The sequence below is a fragment of the Altericista sp. CCNU0014 genome (assembly GCF_044923475.1).
Lineage (GTDB): Bacteria > Cyanobacteriota > Cyanobacteriia > Thermosynechococcales > Thermosynechococcaceae > JAAURS01.
In genome coordinates this window covers 2,116,112-2,141,532 of sequence record NZ_CP137338.1, presented here as the reverse complement: position 1 = coordinate 2,141,532, position 25,421 = coordinate 2,116,112, and the positions used below count along the sequence as shown (strand labels likewise).

The following is a 25,421-nucleotide window of genomic DNA, read 5'->3' as shown; positions in this document are numbered from 1 at the left end:
AAGCCACATAAATCCGCAGCCCACCCACTGTTCTTGATAATGTAGGGCTGCGGAGATGCCATCGTGAATGATTGCGTAACTCTAACAAAGGCTCAAAGCCCACATCATTTTTCTGAGCTGACGATATCCGCGAGGATAAGAAAACATCCGAATCACAACGGCTGTTTAGGCGTTAAACCTATGACTTTAGAAGAACGATTAGAAATTTGGATTGTGGCTCAATGCTGCGAACAAAGTCCCCGCCCTCGATCGAGGTTTGCCGAGCTTAATGCCATTTTTAGCAACATTTATAATGACCGTCGCTTTTGGCGGTATCGAAACGCTGAGAATCGCGATTACTACGAAGATGCGGTATCGCTGATGTGGCGATATTTTATAAGAAATCTATGCGAAGTAACTACGGCGAGAACAAGCGGTTCTTTTCTAGAGACTCGCACCTATGCGGTAGGACGCTTACTGACCAACCTTGACGGTCAATTGAAAAATATTCGGGAACGGAGACAAAGACAGTTCTCTCGCGAGAAGCCACCTCGACTCAATGAAGATGGGACTGTCGCAGATCCATTTGATGCGGTGCCCAATCCCTCACCAGAATTAGCTTCACTTCAGTTTGAGGCGTTCCTCAAGCTCTTAGAAGAAGACCCAGAGGGTGAACTGAACGATAAGGCTAATACTCTATGCGGTAAGACGGTTACAACTAAAAAAACCTATACATTAACCGCTCAAACTTATTTATTAATGCGCCATCGGGATGACAAAACCATTCAACAGATTGCCGATGAGCTAGGTATTCCGCGTGGGACGCTGCAAGGACGCGGTAAGCCGACAAAGTGGAAAGAACTAGAGCGCACGCTTGCTGAGATGGCAATGGATTCGGTATCGGAATAAGGAGAGCAGCCATGACGTACAACATCGACGAATTAAACCAGTTGAAAGAGCTTTGGCAGGCGGCTGAGGCAGAGACAGGGGAACTCCAATTCCCGATACTGAATGGGCCGCAGTTACCGCTGGGTGCCGTACCGATTCCGATTCCGAGTACCGCTCGGCAGAAAGCGAGGCGAATGGCAGCGCTGTGTCGTAATGCTGAACGCAGAGAAACGATGCAGCGGAATTTATTGGCAACAATTGTCGTGCATGATTACTTGAACCTGCAAGGATATTTACCGGATTTAGGAGCAAGCGATTCCTGGAATCCGATTATAGGCAGAACAGGTGAAGTCGCGGATTTGGTGGTTTCCCAGGTGGGACGATTTGAGTGTTGTGCGATCGAACCTGGGCAACTATCTTGCTCTGTTCCGGCAGAAGGTCAGTTTGGGCGATCGGGTTATGTGGCAGTAGAAATGGATGCCGAGGAGCGCTGGGGATGGTTGTTAGGGTTTCTACCGGGTGGAGATGAAATTGATGCGATCGAAACTCTAAATCGGAAAGAACTTCAGTCAATGGATGAGTTCGGCCATTATTTGCAGCAATTCTTTGAGGATGTGCTTGTACCAGAGTTGTCTGCTAGCAAATTGCGATCGCTCAAAGAGCCTAAGCAACCAACTAAAACTTTGGTAAATTTAGGTAAATGGTTAGATAATCGCATTGAAGAAGGCTGGCAACAGCTTGAAGCACTGCTCAATCCAGAGCAGTTGATCCCAGCACTCCATATGAGAAGTACCCTAATAACACGGGGAAAGCTGATTTATTTAGAGACAGAGTTAATGCGGCAAACAATCGCGCTTGTCATTAGACTAAATTCCCAGTCTGAAAAAGGTACTAACATTATTGTTGAGGTTCGCCCTAATAAAAATCAGCTATATTTACCAGGAATGTTACAGGTGAAGGTGCTTGATGACCAGAAAAAAGCCGTCATGGAAGCAATTGCCAGTGATACAAACCAAAATATTCAATTTGATTTCAATGTTGTCTCTGGAGAACGCTTTGGGGTGAAAATGACTTTGGGAGGAGCCAGTGTTACTGAAGATTTTGTTGTTTAGGAGCTAACAATGACTAAATCAGCAATTCTAAAACTATTAGGTGGGGATTTGGAGCAAGGTATACAGGTGGAGTTGATCGTCAATACCTTGCACGACCCTAAGGAAACTGACTTGAGAGAAGCCAAGGTTGAGCAGCTTCACACCAGTCCTGGGGTCAGTGGAACTTTGCCGCCAAACCTCAATTTAGTTAAGATAATTAAACAATGGCAGTCTAACTATCGGGGGTTGGGGACAACAACTCGCCTTGATCCCAACAGAGTGACCATTGATGCCTCGATTCATCAATATCGCCTAGAGTGCCAAAAGCTAGACCAAGAATTACGATCGCAAATCAATGATTGGCTTTCATCCCCTTCATTTAGCCTAATCCGAGATAAATGGCTGGAAGAGCTTATGAAAGATGAAGTGCGAGTTTTGGTTCGCTCTTCAAATCAAGCCTTGTTGAACATTCCCTGGCACTTATGGGATCTAGTTGAACGTAATCCTCGTGCAGAAGTCGCATTGAGTTTCATTGATGGCAAATCTATTGCCACGACCCAAGGGCCAACTTTACGAGGGAAAGTCAGAATTTTAGCCATCCTCGGTAATAGAGAAAATATCAATGTCGAGAAAGATCGAGGGCTGCTTGAGAAACTCCCTGATGTCAATCTCTTGTTTTTGGATGAACCGAAACGAAAGGATATCAATGACGAGTTGTGGGATCGAGATTGGGATATTCTCTATTTTGCAGGTCACAGTCGCAGAGAAGGAGATCGGGGCAGAATTTATCTCAACAAAACGGACAGTTTAACCATTGCTGACCTGAAATATGCTCTAGAAAAGGCAATCAGTAAAGGTCTAAAATTAGCAATTTTCAATTCCTGCGATGGTATGGGATTGGCATTTGAGTTACAGCAATTAAACCTGCCACAAGCGATCGTGATGCGGGAACCCGTGCCAGATCAAATTGCCCAGGATTTCCTCAGACACTTTCTGCCTGAATTTGCTGGGGGCCAGTCGCTGTATTTGGCAGAGCGGGAAGCTCGATTGAGGTTGCATGGGTGCGAAGATAAGTTTCCAGGGGCTAGTTGGCTACCTGTAATTTTTCAATCCCCAGCGACTACACCTCCTACTTGGGCAGATCTAGGACGACGCCCAACCAATATTTGCCCCTATCGCGGGTTATTTTCGTTTCGAGAAGAAGACGCTCTGTTTTTCCAAGGACGGGAGAGTTTTACGCAAATTTTGGTTGAAGCGGTTAAAAGGCAAGATTTAGTCAGTGTCATTGGGGCTTCTGGGAGTGGTAAATCTTCTGTGGTCTTTGCGGGCCTAGTGGCTGCACTGCGTCAACACGATTCTTGGGAAATTACTGCTTTTCGACCGGGACAGCAGCCTTTTCAAGCGATCGCTAATGCCTGGGTTAAACTCAAAACGCCCGATCTCCCACCAGCCGAACAACTAGAATCAATTCTGAAACTCGCTGAAACCTGGAAAGCAAACCAAACAGCATTTCATGCTGCGGTGGAGCAGGCAATTTGGCAAACACCTGGAACCAAGCTCTTAATCGTTATCGATCAGTTTGAAGAACTCTATACTCAGTGTCAGGATGCTCAGGAGCGTCAGGCATTTATTGATTGCTTGCTCAGAGTGGTTGAATTAACCAATGTGGCCTTAGTGCTAACGCTGCGCACAGATTTCTTGGGACAGGCACTCGCGTATCCGCCACTGGCAGATGTCCTCCAAAATGGCAACCGAATGCTGGGGGCAATGAGTCGTACAGAGCTAGAAGCAGCGATCACCCAACCTGCTGCACTCCTAGGTGTAACTCTCGAAGAAGGGTTGACTGAACGAATGATTGAGGCAGTAAGTCTTTCTGAAGGGAACTTACCACTTTTGGAATTTGCCCTGCAAGAGCTGTGGGCGAAGCGGCAGGGCATTCAGCTCACTCACGCTACTTATGACGAAATTGGTGGGCTGGAAGCTGCGGTGGCTCGTCATGCTGAAAAGGCTTATGGAAATCTTACGGAGCTAGAGAAGGAGCGATCGCGTCAAATCTTTCTCCAGCTGGTCCGTCCGGGTGAGGGGACTGTGGATACGCGTCGTGTAGCAACCCGTGCAGAAATTGGCGATTGCAACTGGGAGTTAGTGACACGCTTAGCTTCGGATCGTTTGATGGTAACAGGGCAAGATGCGATCGCCAAAACCGAAACAGTTGAACTGGTTCATGAAGCCTTGATGCGAGAATGGAAAGATTTGCGATCGTGGATTGAGGAAAATCGCGACTTCCGCCTCTGGCAGGAGAGATTGCGGGCCGCTATGCAGCAATGGGAAAAAAGCGATCGCGATCGGGGAGCATTACTTCAAGGCAAACCGTTAGCTGATGCCGAAAATTGGTTGCAGCATCGATCGCAGGAATTAGCAGCGGAGCAGGAATTTATCGAGGCTAGCACGGCAGGGTATAAAAAGCAAAAACGGCAAAAAATTCTAATATTTGGAAGTATATCAGCCATGACGCTCTTGCTAGCATCTGTTGCTGGTCTAGCTGCCTGGCGAACCAACGAGGCCAAAGCTAACGCCCAACTTCGGGAGCTTGTTGCTGCCTCAGAAGCACTTTTTAAGGTATATCAGCAAAAGAAGGACGACGAAAGTTACAGCAGACAACCGTACAACAGAGCATTTACGCAGAAGCAAGATCTCGATCGGCAGAGGCAAGATTCGACCGATCGTTACGAAGATGCTCTTATAGCAGCACTGAAAGCTGGAAAAGAATTACAACAAACGATTTACAGTGTTGACTTGACTACGCGCTTCCAGGTTTTAACAACTTTGAATCAAGCAGTTTATGAAGGAAAGTTTGGTACGGAAGTTAAGCTCCCAGAATGTACATTCTTTCGTAGAATACTTTCTATTAGCATGAGTATTGATCGCAAGACGATTGCATGTGCAAATTCTGATGGAACGGTGAGATTATTTGATAGCCTCACGGGTAAAAAATTGAATGTCTTCAAAGGTGATGCCAATTGGGTAAACGATGTCCGCTTTAGTTCAGATGGTAAAACGATAGCATCTGGTACTGTACAGGGTGATGTAAATCTTTTTGATCGCGCTACTAACAAAGTTATTAAAACCCTTAAAGGGCATCTCAGTGAGGTTAAAAGCCTCGACTTTAGTCAAAATGGTCAAATAGTTGCAGCAGGTAACTTTGATGGCACGATTACGCTTTGGAATATTTCGACGGGTCAAAAACTCAAAACTTTGAACGGGCATTCGGGAGTAGTGAATCGAGTTCATTTTAGCCCAGATGGTCAGAGACTGGCATCTGTAGGTGGTGATGGCAAGGTGAAATTATGGAATCTGTCAATGAATAAACCACCCAAAACTTTACCTTGCGAAGAACTGGGCTGTCGCGAATCTAATATTGCTTTTAGTTCTAATAACCAGACTATTACTTACTCTGGAGAAAACTCCTACAATGCAACATTTTGGGACATAAATACTAACCGAGAAATAAAAACTATTAGGGGAAAGATCGGTGAGATTCAATTCTTCAGTCTTGATGGCAAAGTACTTGCATCCGGTGTGGATAAAAGTGGAACTAATACAGTTATTCTAAGGGATGTCTCAACGGGTAAAATTCTCAAGACGCTGAGCGCTCAAGCTGGGAAGCTCAGTCCTACTAGTCAAAAGTTGCATGATATTAGGGGGCCTGGGACTAGAGTCAACAATATCGGTTTTAGCCCCAAGGGTAAATTGATCGCTGTTGCCAGTGCCGATCGCACGATGACCTTATGGGATAGTAGTAACGGGACAAAACTTAAAACCTTCCAGGGACTGATAGAGTGGACGGGAAGTATTACCTTTAGCCCCAATAGTAAACTGATTGCGACAACGGGAATGGATAGCAATAATCTGAAAAGCGAAGTTAAATTATGGGATATTTCAACAGGTAAATTGTTTAAAACTCTAATCCAGGAACCTGTCCAAAGGCAGGGCGGAATTACAAGAGAGGTTCACTTTAGCTCAGACAGTCAAACAATCGCAGTTGTCAGTTCAGATAGTACGGCACGACTGTGGAACATTTCAACAGGTAAAGAACTAAATATTCCTGGGTTGACAAATTTTACTGCACTAAATCATCCTCAAATTCCTATGCAAGATGGTAAAATAATTGGGTCTAAAATTCCAGATGGCCGAGTGAGACGGTGGGAGCGCTCTACAGGGAAAGAACTTGAGCCACTAAACTGGCGAAAAGTGTTATCGAGCGATGTCAAATTTAGCGATGATGATAAGGCGATATCAGTTGTAAATTGGGATGGTGTAAAAAAGGTTAGAGATACTTCAACAGGCAAAGAATTAAATTCTACTCGACTCGGCCTTACTTTTGCTAGCAGCATTAGTTTTAGCAATGATGGCAGCACGATCGCTGCGGCAACCCCTGAAGGTGTGAAGCTATGGAATACTTCTACCAACAAAGAAATTAGCATTCTCAATGCGGACACAAAAAGGTCTAGTGGTTGGGTAATAGAAGGACTTTTCTTTAGCCCAGATGATAAAACTATTGTGACAATGGTTTATATTGATACCTCTAGTGAGCTAATCGGGATTGGTTTGCAACTCACCCAGGTCCCTAAAACTGGCGATCTGACCATCATCTCAACTGTAGAAGGATCTCCTGCTGAGGTAGCAGGTGTTCGCGCACAGGACATCATAGTCAAGATAGACACTAAGACCACCAAAGGCATGAGCACGAATGAGGCAGTCAAGCTGATTAGAGGACCTATCGGCAGCAAAGTGGTGCTTACCGTGCGTCGAGGTAGCAAGCTACTGACCTTCCCGCTTACACGCGCTCGTATTGGGCAGCATGCGGAAAATGTGGTACGAAGAGATGCTCAAAATAAAACCTCAGATTGGTCTATCAAGCTATGGAACGTTCAAACGGGTAAAAGTATTGAAACCTTTAAATCGCAGCTAAATTCAACTAATACCGTTGCATTTAGTCCTGATAATCGGACGATCGCTTTTGCTAAGACTGATGGTTCTATAGAACTGCGAGATTTCTTGACTGGTAAAGTAATTACAACGCTCAATCGACATCTCAAAAAAGTAGATCGTATCAATTTCAGCTCAGATGGCAAGATGCTTCTTTCAATTACTAGTGGCGGTCTCTCTGTTGACGAACTGAAACTGTGGGATCTCACTACAGGCCAGGAAATTAAAGCTTATAAAAAAGCTCTTGGATGGGATATTCCAGGACACGCATTCTTTCTGTTTAGTTCTGATAGCAAAACAATTTTTTTATTCAATCATGACAACGTAATTCCGTGGAATCTCAATCTGGAAAACTTATTGAAACGTGGTTGTGATAAAGTGCGAGATTTCCCAAAAGCAAAAGATATATGCACTAACAATCTTTAAAGCTTGACATTAGTTTACTTATCTTTGGCACATGAGACACTTTGGGAATCATTTATTTTTGGCTCTCAAAAGAGCAGAATATGAGCTACGTCAATCTCTTTAAGGTTGCGTTAACCATTACCTAGTTGAGCGATCGCAAACCATACATAAATTTTCCAGTTTCGCTTGTTGATTTATAAGAATTAGAGGTCTCTGCTATGCCTGAAGAAATTATTGATACTACTTGCATGTATTGCAACCAGAAGAACCTGCTTATCAAGCGATTGACTAAAGAAGTATGCAGATGTGACCGCTGCCAAAGTCAGCTTTCTAACCTATTGGTCTCATCAACATTACAGCCTCAATCTGCTTTGGAAGGCGGGAAGATCATTAGCTTTAGTGTCCTTGTTAGCGTTGGCTTGCTTGTATTCCCTGTTGGTACCGCTTTGGGAAGCAGTCAGTCGCTCCCCCTATCTTTTCCACCCATTACCTCGCAGCCCAAACCCCTTCCAAATCCACCCATCATCACGGCAAGCAATCGATCGCTGCCTTCAGATCCTGTTTTTGTATCTCAGGCAATGGGAGGTGGTTCCCTTGAAGTTTCTAATGGTACCAACCGTGATGCCTACGTCAAGCTAATCGAGCCGCTTTCCCGAACATTAGTAACTGCGTTTCACGTTAAATCTAACTCAACCTTAACAGTCAACCAAATCCCCGATGGAACTTACCGCGTTATATTCGCATTAGGAAAAAATTGGAATCCTAAAACTCAATCATTTACCCAAAGTAAAAGCTTTGCAAAATATGATAAATCTCTGAATTACACAACTATGCAGTTCAGCGATCAAATACAGTACAAAGCGTTTCGGATTACACTGCATCCAGTTACTGGCGGACAAGCCAGAACCAGCGGCGTTAACGAACAGGAGTTTAAGAGCTACTAATTCCTACATCAATCGCATTATGTTTACTTCTCGATAGGTACTGTGCGCTATGTCTAAAGAAAAACTCAAGCCTGAGTCGCTCATGGAGACAGTTGTTACATGCCCCGAATGCCAACATCGAAATCGCTTATCCAAGCGAGCAGTTCGGGGTATCTATCGATGTGGCAATTGCTATCACGACCTGCCCAACCCATTTCCTTCTTCATCAGAGCATCGGTTTCAAGCTTTGTTGAGTCATGGCTTCAGCGTTAGAAGAATAATGAGCATTAGCATTCTTACTGCTCTTGCTGCCGTTGGAGTACTGATAATATTTCGTAGTTGTTCGAGCGAGAGGCCATCGCCCTCTTCTTCAGCATCCGTTTCATTACCTAGCCCAATTGCAAGTCCAACTTTGTCATCATCAGCACCAAAACCAAAGCCAAAGTCTAAGCCAGTACCAAAACCTAAACCCGTTAAAGGCCCTACTGACGATCGCGGTGTTCCATTTCCAACTAAATCAGGCTATCTCAAAGGATATCCAGCTTTAGCAGTCGGTGGCTATTCCAGTGTAACTGTGGACAACTCGCAAAATAGCTCAGACGTATTTGTGAAACTTTTCACATTAGACACTACACCTCCCAAAGCAGCAAGTGTCTTTTTTATTCGCGCCCATGACAAATTTACAGTCACAGATATTCAACCGGGCAACTACGACATTAGATATCGCGATCTCACTTCTGGTGGCTTATCGAGGACAGAGCAGTTTAACCTTAAGGAAGTTAAAACTGCAAGAGGAGTCGAATTTAGTCGATTGAGATTAACTCTTTACAAAGTATTGGATGGTAACATGCAAATCCAGCCAATTTCTGAAAATGAATTTTGAGCAAATAGAGATTTGGCAGTTAATCTCCCCATCTAGGATTTACAGTTCCTACATAAATCGTCAGAGCTTGGTTTGTTTGTCTAGTAGAGCCACTCTGGAAGAAGATCCTATAAAAGTCCAATCTCTAGCCAGGACTATTCCCGCAGCTAAAGCTCGACCAAATCAAACCCTAATTATTTTTTCATGGGCTCAATCTCCTATTTTTCCTCGTTCCTTAATATTAAGAGGTGACACAAATGAGTAACTTCACAGCAGTAATAGAACTACAGAGAACTCTAGATAATACTGACGACAACGCTCTAATTTCCATGTCTGTACAATGTGCTGAGATACTCAAGCAATCGGGCAACCCCCATGCAGCCGCTTACATCTTATCTCTGCCACGCGACACGCCGCGCTTCACAGCTCAAGAGATTCGGAACACTTTAATTCAACAGGCAAAGTTTAACTTGTCCCCGCAATACATCCAGCTCGAAGTACTGAAGAGAAGGAATGATGGTTACGGCATGCTATGCGCGCAGTTATCTGCCTATCCATTGAGTCAAAAACGGGGCATATCTACAATAACAAAATAAACTGAGCAGAGCTGAACGAGTGGTTGCGAACGGGAACATAGTGCTAGACCTCAGGCTAACCTACCTATCTGCGATCGCCATTCCTACATGAATCCTCCAGTTTGGTCTGCTGATTTGGCAGACTCACTCTAGAGGATATTTTTATGACATCCCCCCTGCATCTCAACCGTCCACAACTTGAGTCTTGCAATGGATAGAACGCCGTGCTTGGTAATGATTGATTGCCACCCATCACACACTGCACTGAAATTTTATTCCTAATTTCTCTAAAAACACATAAATCTCTCAGTAGAGACTTGTTACTTAAGTGAAGGTTGAGAATTTAAGGAATTTGTGAACATGCTTAAAACAACTCATTCTCCTATCCGCCGAGTTGCCATCCCAGTTGTTCTTGCGATGGGGACGATTATGGGTTCTTCAATGATCTCCCCCTCAAATGCACAATATACTGGCATATACAAATCGACAGCCGCTTGCAATGCGGCAGGTCAAGCGCTCATCAGATCGGGTAAGTATAGTTGGTATAGGTGTGATCCTTTACCTAGAAGGTACGAATCGAAGAAACGCAATGCAGTAAGAGTTCAAGCACCCCCTGTTTCTATAAATTCTCCAAAGACCCCTATCGCAAGCAAAACCTTAAGAGATAAATTCATGAAAAAACAGCTAGATACTATTCTGGCTAACCCTAATCACCCCTTAAGTTTTCTTGTTAATTACTCAACGAGAAATTGGAAAAGTCGATCGCTGTATAGTCAGAATATAGGGGTTCAAGCTGGTCATACTCAGTCCCGATGGAGTCTTAACCCACGTCAAAGAGAAACAGTTGCGCTAGAAGATGCACTTGATAATCAACTGGACAGCCGTATTACTGAGAGTAGAGGAGGCTTTATCAGAAAGTCCGTTGTAGAAATTGGCGGAGTACCTGTCATGCGCAGTTCTGCTCAAACTTGGGAGAGTGCTGGCTTTTTGCCAAGAGGAACCGTTCAAAACGCTCCATATCATTTTGGATATAGTGCGTATACACACCCCTAGCATCGTTCAAAATATTTTCTCAGCAGAGAGGGCGCTCTAATCTGACTCCTATTGATACAACATAATCGTTTCCATTGCGCTGTACAGATGTGACATTCCGTTAAGGGCGATCGCCTATCCCTAAAATTTGGGGATCTTAAAGATAGCGTCCCATCGACTTAGAATGACCTATACCCTCCGCGTTGCCGACCTGCCCCTCAGCGATCGCCCCCGCGAACGCCTCATGAACCAAGGCTCCCACGCTCTCACTGAGGCAGAACTGATTGCAATTCTACTCGGCACCGGACAGGGCCCTGGCAAGCTATCTGCCGTGGGATTGGGGCAATACCTGTTGCAACAGCTCGGCCAACACCAGCGCAACCCCCTTACCGTCCTGCGCGATATCCACGTCTCAGAATTGATGGCAATCCCTGGCATCGGTCCGGCCAAAGCAACCGCCATTGTCGCGGCGATCGAACTCGGGAAACGGGCCTTCAGCTCTTTACCAGAGGCTCCCACCCCGATCGAAAACCCAGAAGCCGCTGCCGCCCTGCTTGCCAATCAGCTCATGTGGCAAACCCAAGAGCGCTTTGCCGTCCTGCTGCTGGATATCAAACATCGGCTTTTGGGCACTCAAATTATCAGCATTGGCACTGCCACTGAAACGATCGCCCATCCCCGCGATATTTTTAGAGAAGTGATTCGTCAAGGGGCAACGCGGGTAATTGTGGCTCACAACCACCCTTCCGGCCAGACGGACCCTAGCCCCGAAGATATTTCTCTAACTCGTCAACTGCTCTCCGGCGCGCAGCTTCTCAATATTCCACTCCTCGATCATCTGATTTTAGGCAACGGCAACTTTAGCAGCTTGCGGCAAACAACCAATCTGTGGGATGAATTTCCTCAAGAGATATAGTTGTATATAACAAGTCATGTAAAGCTTTGTTTTGATATTAGTACAAAAATCAAAATAGACCCTAGGATAGCGACAGGGTTAATCAATGTATTTTTACATTTGATTTTTTCTCGATCGCCCAGAGCGTTGAGGCTTTAGTCATGAATGAGGCTCAGACCCAAACTGTAAGCGAATGGGTGGATCGTCTCTACCGCACCGAGTCGCGTCGGGTCTTTGCTACGCTGATTCGACTTTTGGGCGACTTTGACCTGGCCGAAGAGGCCCTGCACGAAGCCTACGCTGCGGCAGTAGAGCAGTGGGCGCGGGACGGGATACCCAAAAATCCCCGCGCGTGGCTGGTTTCAACGGGCCGTTTCAAGGCGATCGATGCCCTTCGCCGTCGCGCTCGTTTCAGCAATTTCTTTGCGGAACTCGCTCAAAGTCCCGATCGCGCTCCTTCCCTCAATACCATCAATGACGAGGACGTTGAAGACGATCGCCTCCGGTTAATCTTCACTTGCTGCCACCCAGCGTTGGCTCCGAGTACGCAAGTTGCTCTCACCCTCCGGGAAATCTGCGGTCTGACGACGGAAGAAATTGCCAGTGCATTCCTGAGCGCACCCCCTACGATCGCCCAGCGAATCGTGCGCGGCAAGGCAAAGATCCGAGATGCGCGGATTCCCTACGAGGTACCTGCGATCGCCGATCTGCCCGAACGATTGGATGCGGTGCTGTCTGTCATTTATCTGGTGTTCAACGAAGGGTATTCGGCCTCCTCGGGCGAATCCGTGACGCGAGCGGATCTATCGGGGGAAGCGATCCGTCTGGGGCGTTTGCTGGTCGAGCTGTTGCCCGATCCAGAAGCGATGGGACTGCTGGCACTCATGTTGTTGCAAGAGTCGCGACGCACAGCGCGATCGTCGCCCGAGGGAGATCTGATTTTGCTGGAGGATCAGGATCGTTCCCTTTGGAACGGGGAGCAGATTGCTGAAGGCAAGGCGCTGGTCGAGCAGGCGCTTTCTGCCCGACAAGTTGGGGTATATGCAATTCAGGCTGCGATCGCCGCCGTCCATGCCGAGGCTCCAAGTGCTCAGGCAACAGACTGGGCACAGATTGTGGCTTTATACGATCTGTTGGCGCAAGCAACACCATCGCCTGTAGTTGAGTTGAATCGAGCGGTGGCGGTGGCGATGCGAGATGGGCCGCTGGCAGGGCTGCAACTGGTGGATGGCATTCTGGCACAGGGCAACTTGAGCGATTACCATCTAGCTCATGCGGCACGGGCAGATTTGTGCCGACGGTTGGGGAAAATGTCTGAGGCAAAAGCATCTTATCAACAGGCACTGGCGATCGCACGGCAGGAGCCGGAGCGTCGGTTTCTGGAAAAGCGCCTTGCGGAATTAGCCTGAAAAAGTTTTATTGCAGTACTTATAATTGAGCCAGGGAGTGTTTCAGAGAAGTCGTATTGTTCAATACCAAGATTAGCCCTTGGGCGTAAGAGAAATACTGGATAAAGGAGCGATCGCACCGATGACGACCACTATCCCTCAACGCATGACATTAGAGGAGTATTTAGACTATGACGACGGGACGGATACCCGCTATGAGTTGGTGGATGGGATCTTAGTTGTCATGGGGTCAGAAAATCCGATTAATCCACAAATTGCAAGTTTTCTCTTTTCTGTTTTTCTGGGGCTAGGTATTCCCCATTATCGACTGGTGATCGGGCATCAAATTGAAGTTAGCTCTGTTTATGCATCTGCAAGGCAACCGGATCTGATTGTCCATTCAGTAGACTCTGAGAAGGCTATCAGTGAAGACGGAAAATTGCTGAGATTAGGGCATCCCGCACCTCTGTTAGTGGTTGAAGTGGTGTCCAATAGTGAAACCGATCCGCAATCTAGAACTAGAGACTATCAGGAAAAACGTTTGGAGTATGCAGCACGCGGTATACCAGAGTATTGGATTATCGATCCAATGTCAGCCGTTGTTTTAGTGCTCACCCTTAAAGGAACCCAATATCAAGAACAGAGATTTCAAGGCAAACAATCTATCCTTTCGTTTGCTTTTTCCAACTTGAGTTTGACAGCTGAACAAGTCTTGAAAGCCGGAAAATAAAATAAGTCTTTCTGCATATTATGTTTAGACTAATCATCACGAATTCGCTGAGCAGTGCCATTTACTCAGTTTCCTACGGTTCGTGCTAGTCCAGACGACATTAGACCTCTTGCATAAATACTGCATTTGCCCTCATCCCCCAGCCCCTTCTCCCAACTTTGGGAGAAGGGGAGCAAGATTCAAAGTCCCTCTCCCAGGATTGGGAGAGGGATTTAGGGTGAGGGCGATAATTTATGCAAGAGGTCTAATATGCGACAGTTTTCCGATCGCAAGGGGGAAATGATTAGCGATCGCAAAATCAGACAGCATAATAGAAGCGCTCGTGGATCACCTTGCCATCTCTCCATCGCTGCACAGAAACTTGATCGTGGGTCACCTTCCCCCAATCCGCATGGGTATAATCCACAAACCATTCTGCAATAATCACATCCTCGCCATAAGCGACCGCTTTAAGCTCTAACCCTCGAAATTCAGTCACCTTAGCAAAGAAATCTAGCTCCCTTTCCCGGTTAGCAACTTTTCCAATCGTAGCGGGCGTTTCATTTTCCTGCATTACCACATCGTCGCCGTAGTATTTTTCAAAAGCCTCCATCGCTTTTCCTTGTAAAACGAGGCTCTTGATATCTTCAAAATTGGCTCTTAAATCAGTTGCTGTTAGCATAATCGCTCTCCGGTTGAATTCGATCTTGTTTACAGGATTCATGATGCTCTATTCTTCTGGCGTTGAGAAGATGGCAAAATGGAATATGACTTATTCTCGCTTGGAATGAATCTTGATGTTAGATTTGATGACATGCCTGAAAAGCTTTGTGCGCACGGTGGAGATCGGTAGTTTCTCCGCAGTGGCCAAAGAGATGAACACCACTCAACCCACCATTAGCAAACAAATTGCTGCCCTAGAAAAGCATTTGGACGTGCAGTTATTAGTGCGATCGACGCGCAAGGTGGGCTTAACCGACGAAGGCATGCGTTTTTACGAGCATTGTCAGCATGTCCTCGAAGCACTGTCAGAGGCGGAGTCGAGCGTGGGGAAACGGCAGAATCCGTCTGGACTCCTGCGCATTAATTGTTCGGTTGCGCTGGGACGACAGGAGCTACTTCCTCGTCTAAAAAAGTTTCTCGATCACTATCCTGATATCACGCTCGACCTAACCATGGCAGATTATTTTGTCGATTTGGTGGAAGAAGGCATCGATTTAGCGATCAGAATCGGTCAGTTTCAGAATCAGAACCTAATGTCGCATCCCATTGGCACCTCTCGCTTTGTTGTGGTTGCAGCAACGGACTATTTGCAGAAATTTGGCGAACCGCAAGTACCAGCCGATCTCTTGCACCATAACTGTATTATTTACACGCGCCAGTCCACAGGCAATGAATGGCAGCTTCGGGGCGCCAGCGTCACCGTGCGCGGTAATCTGCACGTAAATAGCACGATGGCCCATTGCGAAGCGGTGGTAGCAGGAATTGGGATTGGGATGTCGCCGCTGTGGGCATTTAGAAAGGAACTTCAAAATCAATTGGTCAAGATCGTTTTGGCAGATTACGAACCTGACCCGCTACCCATTCAAGCGGTTTGCCGTCGCACTCGCTTTCAATCCGCAAAGGTAAAGTGTTTTATTGATTTTCTAAGGGATGAATTTAAGACTGGGTTGCTGCAATAGAAAAATTCCAAGATCGCTTTGCTCTAGCTGCCCTTCTATTGCCACTGCTAGCCGCAAGGTAGGGATTCCAAGCCAAAGCATCGTGCTGCACCCATGTAAAGCTTTATTTTGATATGCGTACAAAAATCAAAACGGATCTTAGAATGATCGAGCACGCCAAAAAAAGATGGTCTTTGCCTCCAAGCTAACAAGCGTCATATCCCTGAAACCGTTCTGCAGCATAGGCTAAAAAAATTTTTCATCTGATGTCGATTTACGGCTGTGCCGAACGACTACTCAATAACAGAGAACGTTCAGACAAAATTCTGGAGGGCATTATGAAGTTCATCTGCCTTGGATACATGGAAGAGAGTCAATGGGATGAGATGCCAGAACAGGAACGCACTGCTCTGATGGACGAATGCTTTGCCTACGACGACGAACTGCGCCGAGGCGGACACTTTCTGGGCGGTGAAGCGCTGCAAAGCGCGCGCAATGCCGCGACGCTGCGATATCGGCGGGGAAAAGTTGCCGTTACTGATGGCCCCTATGCCGAGACCAAAGAACAACTGGGCGGATTCCTGGTGCTAGAAGCTAGAGATCTCAACCACGCGATCCAGTTGATGTCGAAGCATCCCGGCGTTCGCTTTGGTCCCTTTGAGATTCGCCCGGTGGATGAAGATCAATGCGTTGGACAAACTAAGTCCGCTGCTTGAATGCTGACACGCTGAGTCGAACGAGCAAACGGCTTGAAAACCCTTTGAATTAATTCAGGAGCAAAACAATGGAAGTAACACTTCAAAAAGAACACCAGTGGTTAGATCGACTCATCGGCGAGTGGACCTATGAATCCGAATGCATCATGGGGCCAGACCAACCCCCTTTGAAGTCTAAAGGAACTGAGGTTGTGCGATCGCTGGGTGGGGTTTGGATCGTTGCCGAAGGTGAGGGCGAAATGCCAGATGGGAATTTGGGCAAAACAATTATGACCCTAGGGTTCGATCCGAAAAAGAATCGCTTTGTGGGTACGTTTATTTGCTCGGTGATGACCTATCTCTGGCCCTACAACGGCTCCCTCGATGCGGAGGGAAAGATTCTCACGCTGGATTCCGAAGGTCCTAATTTCAGCAATGGTGAGATCGCACCTTACCAGGACATCATCGAATTCGTCAGCAACGATCGTAAGATTTTGACCTCAAAGATTTTGATGGATGACGGCACTTGGAATCAGTTCATGACCGCGCACTATCATCGGCAAAAGTAGTTCTCTGTCAATATTCAACAAAATCGAGGCGTACATCATGAAATACATATTGCTCATTTACAGTGACGAAAATGCATGGACTGAGAGCGAGATGGAAAGCTGCTACGCGGAGTCTACGCAGTTGACTTACGAACTGAAGGCCAAAGGTCAATACTTGGGTGCTTCGCCGCTTCACTCGACCTCAACGGCAACCAGCGTGCGAGTGCGCGACGGGAAAAAACTGGTGACCGACGGGCCGTTTGCGGAAACTCGCGAACAACTTGGCGGCTACTTCTCGATCGATGCGAAGGATCTCGATGAAGCCATTGCGATCGCCGCACGCATCCCATCCGCGCGTAAAGGCACCGTCGAAATTCGTCCAATCATGGAACTCACGGGACTGCCCACAGAGCTGTAGCACGTTACAGCGAAATCATATTAGGGCAGAGTGTAGTGGTTTTACTCGATCCACAACTGATAAGTTCAAGTCTAGGAGGTACTCCTATGTTATCCCAAAAAGCTGGAAAGGATTACTTACCAGATTCTCACTTCGGACGTTCCTTTGCATTGAGTTTAGTGGCGATCGCTATGCTAACGATGGCATTACCGCTACTTACACCCGCTAGCAAAATTGCGCCAAGTCACATAGGTGAGTCTACTACTTCAGTAAAGTCAGTCGCAAAGTAGTTCTACATTGAATCCTGATGTTATCCTTAGCCTAGTCATAAACCTTCGGGTTTATAGTTGCGATCGCGATGTGCCATTGACCAAATATTTGCAGGAGGATTTATGGAATCGTCTCATAAACCCAAAGGCTACAGCACCGTCTCACCCTATCTGATCGTCAATGGTGCAGATGCCACGATCGCATTCTTGGTCGAGGTCTTTAACGCCGTTGAATTGCGTAGAATTCCTGACGCTACAGGAAAACTTATCCATGCTGAGGTTCGCATTGACGATACGGTCGTGATGATCGCAGACGGAGGGGATGGTTGGTCGCCGATGCCCGCTCACGTTCATATCTATGTCAGTGACGTTGATGCAACCTACAGATGTGCGATCTCCGCAGGTGCATTCTCCGTACAAGAACCGATCGAAAAAGAGGATGAAGACAAGCGCGGCGGCGTTAAGGATGCAGGTGGAACAACTTGGTGGATCGCCACCAAGGTGAAATAGTACAAGCTATTCCGAAAAAGTTTATTTGATATGTCGATCGCGCAAACCTCAGTTCGACTATTAAGTAGAGCATAGGTTTGGCCGCAAACCAACATCATCACTGAAAAATAAATCAGGAGATACCTTATGAAACCCAATCCCATTGTCTGGTGCGAGATTTACGTCCAAGATATCGATCGTGCAAAACAGTTTTACGAATCTGTGTTCGAAGTGAAGCTAGAGAAAATCGAAAACCCTGAGATCGACATGTGGGCGTTTCCAATGGCGATGGAAGCAGTCGGTGCTTCTGGCGCATTGGTCAAGATGGACGGAGTTACACCTGGTGGAAGTAGCACGATCCCGTACTTTCATTGCGATGAAGTCGCTGTCGAATTGGAGCGCGTCGTTACCGCTGGAGGAAAAATCCACACTCCCAAGGAGTCAATCGGCCAATACGGTTCCATAGCTTTGGTTGTCGATACCGAAGGAAATACGATCGGCCTTCACATGCCCCCCAAGGAGAATTAACATGATTCAGCAAGCAAAGAATACGATTTGCCTTTGGTACGATGGCGATGCCGAAGAGGCGGCACATTTTTACGCCAAGACCTTCCCCGATTCATCCGTTGGTGCAGTACACCGCGCACCAGGAGATTTTCCGTCTGGGAAGCAAGGGGATGTGTTGACGGTTGAGTTTACCGTGATCGGAATCCCCTGCCTCGGGCTCAATGGCGGCCCCAATTTTAAACACAGTGAAGCATTCTCGTTTCAGATCGCAACCGTTGACCAAGCCGAAACGGATCGTTACTGGAACGCGATCGTCGGTAACGGCGGTGAAGAGAGTGCGTGCGGCTGGTGCAAGGATAAATGGGGGCTGTCCTGGCAGATTACGCCGCTGGCTTTGACAAAAGCGATCGCCGATCCCGATCGCGCTGCCGCCAAGCGCGCGTTCGAGGCAATGATGCAGATGAAAAAGATCGACATCGCTGCGATCGAGGCGGCGCAACGCGGATGAGGGAGAAAAGATATCGAATGTGACATGTATGACAATCCCGATGCACACCAACCGGAGCAATTCGGTCGGTGTCGAAAGGTTACTAACAGCGGGGGAACAAGGTCGTTAGTGCTCTGGAGACAGCATGAGTATCGAGACTCAACTCAACGGAGGAATGACAATGCCCAAACATCACATTTTCGCGACAAAATTTGCAAGGGTATATCCGCAACACAACCCAAAAGGAGTCCATTATGAAATTGAATCCATATCTCTCTTTCAATGATGAATGCGAAGCTGCGTTTAAGTTCTACGAGCAATGTCTGGGTGGCAAAATCGACTCGATGATGACCTATGGAGAGTCGCCCATGGCAGAGCAAACGCCCCCTGAAAAGCTCGATAAAATCATGCATGCCTCCTTAATCGTGGGCGACACGGTCTTGATGGGAAGCGATGCTCCACCTCAGATGTTTGAAAAACCACAGGGTTTTTCCGTATCCCTCTTATTTACCGATCCGGTAGAAGCCGAGCGGATTTTTGACGCCTTGGCAGAAAACGGAACGGTGCAGATGCCACTGCAAGAAACCTTCTGGGCTTCTCGTTTTGGGATGCTTGTCGATCGCTTCGGCACGCCTTGGATGATTAACTGCGATCTTCCTGCCTGAATTTTGAAATAAACGATCGATTGTCAATTTAAACCAAGGAGAACTTTCATGACTTATGTAGATGGATTTGTGATAGCTGTACCTACTGCCAATCGTGCCGCTTATCAAAAAATAGCTGAGGAGGCAGCCATTTTGTTCAAAGAATATGGTGCGCTCAAACTAGTTGAATGTTGGGGAGATGATGTGCCTGACGGCAAGCTAACATCTTTCCCAATGGCAGTTAAATGCGAGGAAAACGAAACCGTTGTTTTTTCCTGGATCGTTTGGCCTTCCCGTGCAGTAAGGGATGAAGGGAATCAGAAGGTAATGGCAGATCCGCGAATGCAAAAACCAGAGGAGATGCCCTTTGATGGCAAGCGGATGATCTACGGTGGTTTTGAGACGATCGTTGATGCCTAGTTGCAAAGGCGATCGCAGCGGGTGGCACCACCTACAAAGAACCTCTAGATCTTGGGTTTATGTACCAGCATGGATTCCAAGATTTAGACGGACACATTTGGGAAATCTTTTTCATGGAAGAGAGTGCAGCTCGCCAAAGTGGACAAATAGCACGTAAAAACGGGAGATTTCACAATGAAAGTGATGGTCATGGTTAAAGCAACCCAGGATTCTGAAGCAGGCATAATGCCGAGCGAAAAACTTCTGACAGAAATGGGGCAATACAACGAGGAATTAGTGAAGGCAGGAATTATGCTCGCTGGCGAGGGACTCCATCCCAGTTCGAAAGGTGTGCGGGTTCAGTTCTCAGGGACAAATCGAACTGTGACTGATGGCCCATTCACAGAAACAAAAGAACTGGTTGCAGGCTTCTGGCTCTGGCAAGTGAATTCAATGGAAGAGGCGATCGCCTGGGTGAAACGCTGTCCCAACCCAATGCCAGGAGATTCTGAAATTGAGATTCGTCCAATCTTTGAAGCGGAGGACTTCGGAGCAGAATTCACACCCGAACTTAGGGAGCAAGAAGAACGCATTCGTGCAGAAGCGGAAAAGCTCAAAAATTTGTGAGGCGATCGCCTTAATTGACTGCCAAAATGCTTGAAAGCATCTTGGCTTCGTTGTCACCACGCTCGGAAATTAATTTCCTAGCGGAGGTTGCAACTCAACCAGATATTTGTTGGTCGACGAGACTGCAAGCTGCTGAGTAGTTAATTCTTTGCCCTTCCTCTTGACCCTAACGCTGCGTGAGGCTCTTATTATGAAAGCATTCACTGATTGCGATTGTTTCTGAGCAAAAAGGAGGAAAGGAATGCAACCTGTGGCGATGAAAGTGGGTGATTTAGCAAAGCAAACAGGCGTGTCCGTGCGGACGTTGCACTATTACGACGAAATTGGTTTGCTCACACCTTCTCACCGCACTGAAACTGGTTATCGGCTGTATTCCGAGGATGATGTTATCCGGTTGCAGCAAATCGTGTCATTGCGGCAAATTGGCTTCTCGCTGGAACAAATTCGAGAATGTTTAGAGCAGAGCGAATTTTCACCCTATTATGTGGTGCAGTTACATGTGTCTCAACTTAAAGAGCAGATAGAACTACAGCAACAACTTTATGCACGACTGGAAGCGATCGCCATCCACCTACAATCAACAAAAGCAATCGACCTTCAGGAGTTCATTCACATAATCGAGGTCACAACTATGATTGGCAAATATTACACTCAAGAACAGCAAGACTATCTCAAAGAAAGGCAGCAACTGGTTGGTGAGGAACGGATTAGACAAGTTGAAGCTGAGTGGCAAGAACTTATCGAACAGGCACGGACTGCAATGCAAAATGGCACCGATCCAACGAGTGAAGCTGTGAAAGCCTTGGCTCGTCGGTCGTTGGAATTGATTCAGGAGTTTACAGGCGGCGATCCTGGAATTGAGCAGTCCTTAAATCGGATGTATCAGCAGGAGAAACCTGAAATCGCTAGTCGAGGCGCGATCGATGCTACCGTGATGGAGTACATGAGTAGAGCAAGAGCAGCCCTAGAGCAAACAGGGTAGAAATGACTGCTGGATTTTGGCGCTGGCAAGCGAACTCAAAGGTTTGGAAATTGGAATGATGGAGGAAAACTTCTATGAACCAGCTTAAATAAACCTTGCGGTGGGCAAAGGGTTGGCTGTTGAGTCTAAAATGGTTGGGTCGGCCAGTTACGCTACCCGATGGCAGATACCTTCAGCATTGACAGCTGACTCAAATTAAGGAGGAATTCATGACCGTTGCTAAAATTCTTGCCTTTGCTGGAAGTGCCCGCAAAGATTCTTTTAACAAGAAACTGGTAAAAATTGCGGCTGAAGGCGCTAAAGCCACAGGAGCAGAAGTCACCTATCTAGATTTCCGGGATTTCCCCCTTCCTCTTTTTGATGAAGATTTGGAGGAGGCTGAGGGCTTGCCAGACAATGTCCGCAAACTTAAGTCGCTCATGAAAACCCATCAGGGATTTTTGATTGCCTGTCCAGAATACAACAGTTCGATCGCGCCACTGCTGAAAAATGCGATCGATTGGGCCTCCCGTCCTGAGCCAAATGAACCTTCCTTAGCCTGCTTCAAAGAGAAAGTTGCCGTGTTGATGAGTGCTTCCCCTGGAGGATTGGGAGGATTACGGGGATTGGTGCATGTTCGTTCCATTCTGGGCAATATTGGTGTTTTGGTACTGCCCGATCAAAAAGCCATTGGAAATGCTCATCAGGCATTTGATGAGGGAGGACAATTGAAAGACGAATCCCAACAGGCCGCTATCCTCAAACTCGGCAGCACACTGGCAGCGGTGACAGCCAAGTTATATCTCTAGTTTATCTGTGATTTCAACGTCATTACAGAATTCGATAGCTGGCGTGCAGATTTTAATCGTCTAAGCGTCCGATCGATACGTAGTCCATACCCTCACTCACAAGTTGCAGCAATCATTCGTTCTAATGCTCGCTGCATCACTTTCAGGTCTTCTTCATCTAGCTGATTGCCAAAGTATTCGGCAATTCCCGCAGCGTAAACAGCCCACATTTTTTGCTGCATCTCCAACCCTGCCTCTGTGAGTACCGCATAGGTGCCTCGGCGATCGTTTGGACAGCGTTTGCGATAGAGCAATTCCGCCTTTTCCAGGCGATCGAGCAAATGGGTGAGATTGCTCCGGCTCAACAGCGTTTTCTCAGCCAAGTCGCTCAACCGCAGACGATGCTCTGGCGCTTCTTTCAGTGTCAGCAATACATCATACCAATCCATCGTCGGCAGTCCTGCCTGAGAAAATTTATCCCCAATACAATTGAGCAGCTTGACATTGGCGGTAATAAAGAGCCGCCAGACTGAATTCTGCAAAGCGTCCAGTTTAGTTTTAGCCATAGAAAGATTATCTAGAAAATTAGTTGAAATTTCAACTATGGGGTGCTATGGTTATTTTAGTTGAAATTTCAATCATCAAAAATTTAATCATTTTTGAGGCTGAAGCCGTGGAACTCAAAACGCCCATCCTCCAATGGGAAAGACTGAGCATTCATTAAACAAGAGGTCAAACCCATGTCAGTTTCACCCGTCACAAACACAACCTTTGAGCAAGAAGTGTTGACTAGCGATATTCCTGTTTTAGTGGATTTTTGGGCACCCTGGTGTGGGCCTTGCCGCATGGTAGCACCCATTGTCGATGAGCTATCGGCAGAATTTGACGGACAAGTAAAAGTCGTCAAATTGAATGTAGATGAAAATCCTGAAATTGCTTCTCAGCATCAAATTCGGAGCATTCCAACCTTAATTCTGTTCAAAGACGGGCAATCGGTCGATCGCGTCGTTGGCGCATTACCCAAGTCTACGTTAGCTAGCACCTTAGAGAAATATCTGTAGGCATCATAGGTACTTGCTTCAGATTGACTTTCTTCAACTCTCATGAACTCTCATTCAAGGAGAATCCCATGACCGCTAATCTTTTCTCACCGCTTCAAGTGGGCGCTCTGCAGCTGCCAAATCGCATTGTCATGGCTCCCCTCACCCGTGGACGGGCTGGAGCTAAGCGAATTCCGAATGGCCTGATGACGGAGTACTATGCCTTACGGGCTGAGGCTGGACTGATTATTACGGAAGCCACGCAAATTTCTGAGCAGGGCGCTGGTTGGGATCGGTCACCCGGTATTCACACTGACCTACAAGTCAAGGGCTGGCAAACCATTACGGAAGCGGTTCATCGCCAGGGAGGACGCATTCTGTTGCAACTCTGGCACACTGGACGGGCTTCCCATCCTGACTTTCAACCAGGCGGCGCGTTACCTGTGTCCGCTTCGGCGATCGCCATTAATGGATATAGCCACACCCCTAATGGCAAAAAACCTTACGTTGTGCCTCGCCCGCTGGAACTTGATGAGATTCCGGGCGTGGTACAGCAGTATGCCACCGCAACCCTGCGGGCTCAGGAAGCGGGCTTTGATGGGGTCGAAATTCACGCCGCCAATGGGTATCTCATCGATCAATTTCTCAGAGATGGTACCAACCAGCGGACGGATGCCTATGGCGGTAGCATTGCCAATCGAGCCCGGTTTTTGTTGGAAGTCACGGAAGCTGTTGTTAATGTCTGGAGTGGCGATCGCGTCGGGGTAAAACTTTCTCCAGGTAGTAATGTGTTCAACGACATGCGAGATCGCGACCCGAAGACAACATTTGCCTATGTGGCTCAGGCATTGAATGCTTTTAATCTTGCTTACCTACACGTTCAAGAACCGTTGCCGGGACACCCGTGGGCGGCGGAGGGGGAGCGCTGCGCACCTGCCATACGCGCGGCCTTCAAGGGTGCGTTGATGCTCGGTGGTGGCTATGATGCGGAACTTGGGGAAGCTGCGATCTCCAACGGTGAGGCTGATTTGATTGCCTACGGCGTTCCGTTTATCGCCAATCCTGACCTGGTACAACGCTTCCGTTTGGGAACATCACTCAACCCGCCTGACCCAGATACCTTCTATACCTGTGGTGAAAAAGGCTATCTGGATTATCCAGTCCTAGCCAAAGTATAGAAACTTAGGAGGAAGACCAATGTCTCAAGTCAAACTTTATAGCGCCAAAGTTTGTCCCTATGCTCAGCGGGTTCGCATGGTCCTTCTCGCTAAAGGAGTGGATTTCGATGTAACCGAGATCGATCTAAAAAATAAACCGGATTGGTTTGCGGAAGTATCTCCCTACAGTAAAGTTCCGGTTCTTCAGCATGGCGAAAATCGCATCTGGGAATCGGGTATTATCAATGAATATCTTGAAGAAGTCTTTCCAGAACCTCCTTTACTGCCAAAAGACCCAGGATTGAGAGCGATCGCCCGGATCTGGATTGACTTTGCCAATACCAAATTTACCCCTGCTTTTTATAAACTCCTGCTGAGCCAGGATGCTGCTCAGCAACAGAACTGGAGGGACGAACTCCATCATCACTTGTTGTTTATAGAAAAAGAAGGATTTTGCCAGCGATCGCGCACAGGATCCTACTGGTTAGGAGATTCTCTGAGTCTAGTTGACCTAACCTTCTATCCCTGGTTTGAGCGATGGATCGCGCTAGAACATTATCGCGATCTCAAACTGCCAGTCAACTGTATTCGGCTGCGGGAATGGTTGGGTGAGATGCAGCAGCATCCTTCTGTGCGAGCGACTGCTCAGCCTCCCGACGTTTATATTCACGACTACGCCCAATATGCTAGCAACCAAGCCTCTGGGGCAACGGCTGCGGAAATGCGACGTTACTAGGCGAACCAAGGCAACGCAACCGAATACGGACGGCATGATTCTTCAGAAAAAATTAACCGGATGTCGATTTGTGGTTTTACTGACCGACTATTCAGTGAAGGTACAGATGCAAATCGCCGTTTAGAGGCAACGTTAAACGATGAAACCCTATTTGCACAATAATTCAGAAATAGCTCTGTTTTGGAGGTTAAATCTATGAATTACACACACATTTTCCGTCTATCTCTCCAGATGACCGGCCCCTCCCCTTGACTCTAGCGCAGCGTAGCGATCCTTCAGT

At 47.1% G+C, this 25,421-nt stretch carries 27 protein-coding genes; 25 read left to right on the top strand and 2 right to left on the bottom strand.

The annotated features are described in order from the left end of the window. Positions 1-180 precede the first annotated feature (180 nt). From R6H26_RS10470 to R6H26_RS10425, 10 genes are all read left to right on the top strand, one after another. Positions 181-888, top strand: coding sequence for a hypothetical protein (locus R6H26_RS10470; RefSeq protein ID WP_404790399.1), 708 nt, complete (start codon positions 181-183; stop codon positions 886-888). A gap of 11 nt (positions 889-899) precedes the next feature. Then, positions 900-1,979: a DUF1822 family protein gene (locus R6H26_RS10465; RefSeq protein WP_404790398.1), complete on the top strand. Its 1,080-nt coding sequence runs from the start codon at positions 900-902 to the stop codon at positions 1,977-1,979. Positions 1,980-1,988: 9 nt separating this feature from the next. Continuing rightward, positions 1,989-7,373, top strand: a complete 5,385-nt coding sequence (locus R6H26_RS10460) for a PDZ domain-containing protein (RefSeq protein WP_404790397.1) — start codon at positions 1,989-1,991, stop codon at positions 7,371-7,373. 197 nt (positions 7,374-7,570) lie between these two features. Then, complete coding sequence (locus tag R6H26_RS10455; protein ID WP_404790396.1) at positions 7,571-8,296, top strand: hypothetical protein; 726 nt, start codon at positions 7,571-7,573, stop codon at positions 8,294-8,296. Positions 8,297-8,687: 391 nt separating this feature from the next. After that, complete coding sequence (locus R6H26_RS10450; protein WP_404790395.1) at positions 8,688-9,158, top strand: hypothetical protein; 471 nt, start codon at positions 8,688-8,690, stop codon at positions 9,156-9,158. A 236-nt stretch (positions 9,159-9,394) separates the two neighbouring features. Continuing rightward, the gene (locus R6H26_RS10445) at positions 9,395-9,733 is read left to right on the top strand and encodes a hypothetical protein (protein ID WP_404790394.1); all 339 of its coding nucleotides are present in this window, start codon (positions 9,395-9,397) and stop codon (positions 9,731-9,733) included. Between the two features lie 339 nt (positions 9,734-10,072). After that, positions 10,073-10,765 carry a polymorphic toxin type 5 domain-containing protein gene (locus tag R6H26_RS10440; RefSeq protein ID WP_404790393.1) on the top strand — a complete coding sequence of 231 codons (693 nt, stop codon included), beginning with the start codon at positions 10,073-10,075 and terminating at the stop codon, positions 10,763-10,765. 163 nt (positions 10,766-10,928) lie between these two features. Beyond that, positions 10,929-11,660, top strand: coding sequence for a DNA repair protein RadC (radC, locus tag R6H26_RS10435; RefSeq protein WP_404790392.1), 732 nt, complete (start codon positions 10,929-10,931; stop codon positions 11,658-11,660). Positions 11,661-11,800: 140 nt separating this feature from the next. Beyond that, entirely contained in the window at positions 11,801-13,048 is a 1,248-nt protein-coding gene (locus tag R6H26_RS10430) for an RNA polymerase sigma factor (RefSeq protein ID WP_404790391.1), read from the top strand. 121 nt (positions 13,049-13,169) lie between these two features. Continuing rightward, complete coding sequence (locus tag R6H26_RS10425) at positions 13,170-13,757, top strand: Uma2 family endonuclease (protein ID WP_404790390.1); 588 nt, start codon at positions 13,170-13,172, stop codon at positions 13,755-13,757. A 298-nt stretch (positions 13,758-14,055) separates the two neighbouring features. Here R6H26_RS10425 and R6H26_RS10420 read toward each other — a convergent pair whose 3' ends face one another. Then, complete coding sequence (locus tag R6H26_RS10420) at positions 14,056-14,460, bottom strand: SnoaL-like domain-containing protein (RefSeq protein WP_404790389.1); 405 nt, start codon at positions 14,458-14,460, stop codon at positions 14,056-14,058. Positions 14,461-14,545: 85 nt separating this feature from the next. Between R6H26_RS10420 and R6H26_RS10415 the strand changes: the two genes are divergently transcribed. The 12 genes from R6H26_RS10415 to R6H26_RS10360 all read left to right on the top strand — a co-directional run bounded on the left by R6H26_RS10415 (position 14,546) and on the right by R6H26_RS10360 (position 22,229). Next, the gene (locus R6H26_RS10415; RefSeq protein WP_404790388.1) at positions 14,546-15,418 is read left to right on the top strand and encodes a LysR family transcriptional regulator; all 873 of its coding nucleotides are present in this window, start codon (positions 14,546-14,548) and stop codon (positions 15,416-15,418) included. A 245-nt stretch (positions 15,419-15,663) separates the two neighbouring features. Then, on the top strand, positions 15,664-16,113 hold the full coding sequence (locus tag R6H26_RS10410) for a YciI family protein (protein ID WP_404790387.1): 450 nt from the start codon (positions 15,664-15,666) through the stop codon (positions 16,111-16,113). 68 nt (positions 16,114-16,181) lie between these two features. Further along, the gene (locus tag R6H26_RS10405) at positions 16,182-16,661 is read left to right on the top strand and encodes a DUF1579 domain-containing protein (RefSeq protein WP_404790386.1); all 480 of its coding nucleotides are present in this window, start codon (positions 16,182-16,184) and stop codon (positions 16,659-16,661) included. Positions 16,662-16,698: 37 nt separating this feature from the next. After that, a complete protein-coding gene (locus R6H26_RS10400) occupies positions 16,699-17,058 on the top strand; it encodes a YciI family protein (protein ID WP_404790385.1) in 360 nt (119 codons plus the stop codon). A 371-nt stretch (positions 17,059-17,429) separates the two neighbouring features. Beyond that, positions 17,430-17,816: a VOC family protein gene (locus R6H26_RS10395; protein WP_404790384.1), complete on the top strand. Its 387-nt coding sequence runs from the start codon at positions 17,430-17,432 to the stop codon at positions 17,814-17,816. Positions 17,817-17,942: 126 nt separating this feature from the next. Next, positions 17,943-18,323 (top strand): VOC family protein, encoded by a 381-nt coding sequence (locus R6H26_RS10390; RefSeq protein WP_404790383.1) that lies wholly within the window; start codon positions 17,943-17,945, stop codon positions 18,321-18,323. Position 18,324: 1 nt separating this feature from the next. Further along, entirely contained in the window at positions 18,325-18,810 is a 486-nt protein-coding gene (locus R6H26_RS10385) for a VOC family protein (protein ID WP_404790382.1), read from the top strand. Between the two features lie 233 nt (positions 18,811-19,043). Beyond that, the gene (locus tag R6H26_RS10380) at positions 19,044-19,454 is read left to right on the top strand and encodes a VOC family protein (RefSeq protein ID WP_404790381.1); all 411 of its coding nucleotides are present in this window, start codon (positions 19,044-19,046) and stop codon (positions 19,452-19,454) included. Between the two features lie 48 nt (positions 19,455-19,502). Next, entirely contained in the window at positions 19,503-19,853 is a 351-nt protein-coding gene (locus R6H26_RS10375; protein ID WP_404790380.1) for a DUF1428 domain-containing protein, read from the top strand. 174 nt (positions 19,854-20,027) lie between these two features. Then, positions 20,028-20,459, top strand: coding sequence for a YciI family protein (locus tag R6H26_RS10370; protein WP_404790379.1), 432 nt, complete (start codon positions 20,028-20,030; stop codon positions 20,457-20,459). Between the two features lie 256 nt (positions 20,460-20,715). Beyond that, positions 20,716-21,441: a MerR family transcriptional regulator gene (locus tag R6H26_RS10365; protein ID WP_404791274.1), complete on the top strand. Its 726-nt coding sequence runs from the start codon at positions 20,716-20,718 to the stop codon at positions 21,439-21,441. Positions 21,442-21,650: 209 nt separating this feature from the next. After that, on the top strand, positions 21,651-22,229 hold the full coding sequence (locus R6H26_RS10360) for an NADPH-dependent FMN reductase (RefSeq protein ID WP_404790378.1): 579 nt from the start codon (positions 21,651-21,653) through the stop codon (positions 22,227-22,229). Positions 22,230-22,321: 92 nt separating this feature from the next. Here the strand turns inward: R6H26_RS10360 and R6H26_RS10355 are convergent, their stop codons facing one another. Next, positions 22,322-22,774 carry a MarR family winged helix-turn-helix transcriptional regulator gene (locus R6H26_RS10355; RefSeq protein WP_404790377.1) on the bottom strand — a complete coding sequence of 151 codons (453 nt, stop codon included), beginning with the start codon at positions 22,772-22,774 and terminating at the stop codon, positions 22,322-22,324. 174 nt (positions 22,775-22,948) lie between these two features. On the opposite strand from R6H26_RS10355, the gene trxA reads away from it, so the two are divergent. From trxA to R6H26_RS10340, 3 genes are all read left to right on the top strand, one after another. Continuing rightward, on the top strand, positions 22,949-23,269 hold the full coding sequence (gene trxA / locus R6H26_RS10350) for a thioredoxin (protein WP_404790376.1): 321 nt from the start codon (positions 22,949-22,951) through the stop codon (positions 23,267-23,269). 68 nt (positions 23,270-23,337) lie between these two features. After that, on the top strand, positions 23,338-24,426 hold the full coding sequence (locus R6H26_RS10345; RefSeq protein WP_404790375.1) for an alkene reductase: 1,089 nt from the start codon (positions 23,338-23,340) through the stop codon (positions 24,424-24,426). 19 nt (positions 24,427-24,445) lie between these two features. Then, on the top strand, positions 24,446-25,141 hold the full coding sequence (locus R6H26_RS10340) for a glutathione S-transferase family protein (protein WP_404790374.1): 696 nt from the start codon (positions 24,446-24,448) through the stop codon (positions 25,139-25,141). Positions 25,142-25,421: the final 280 nt, after the last annotated feature.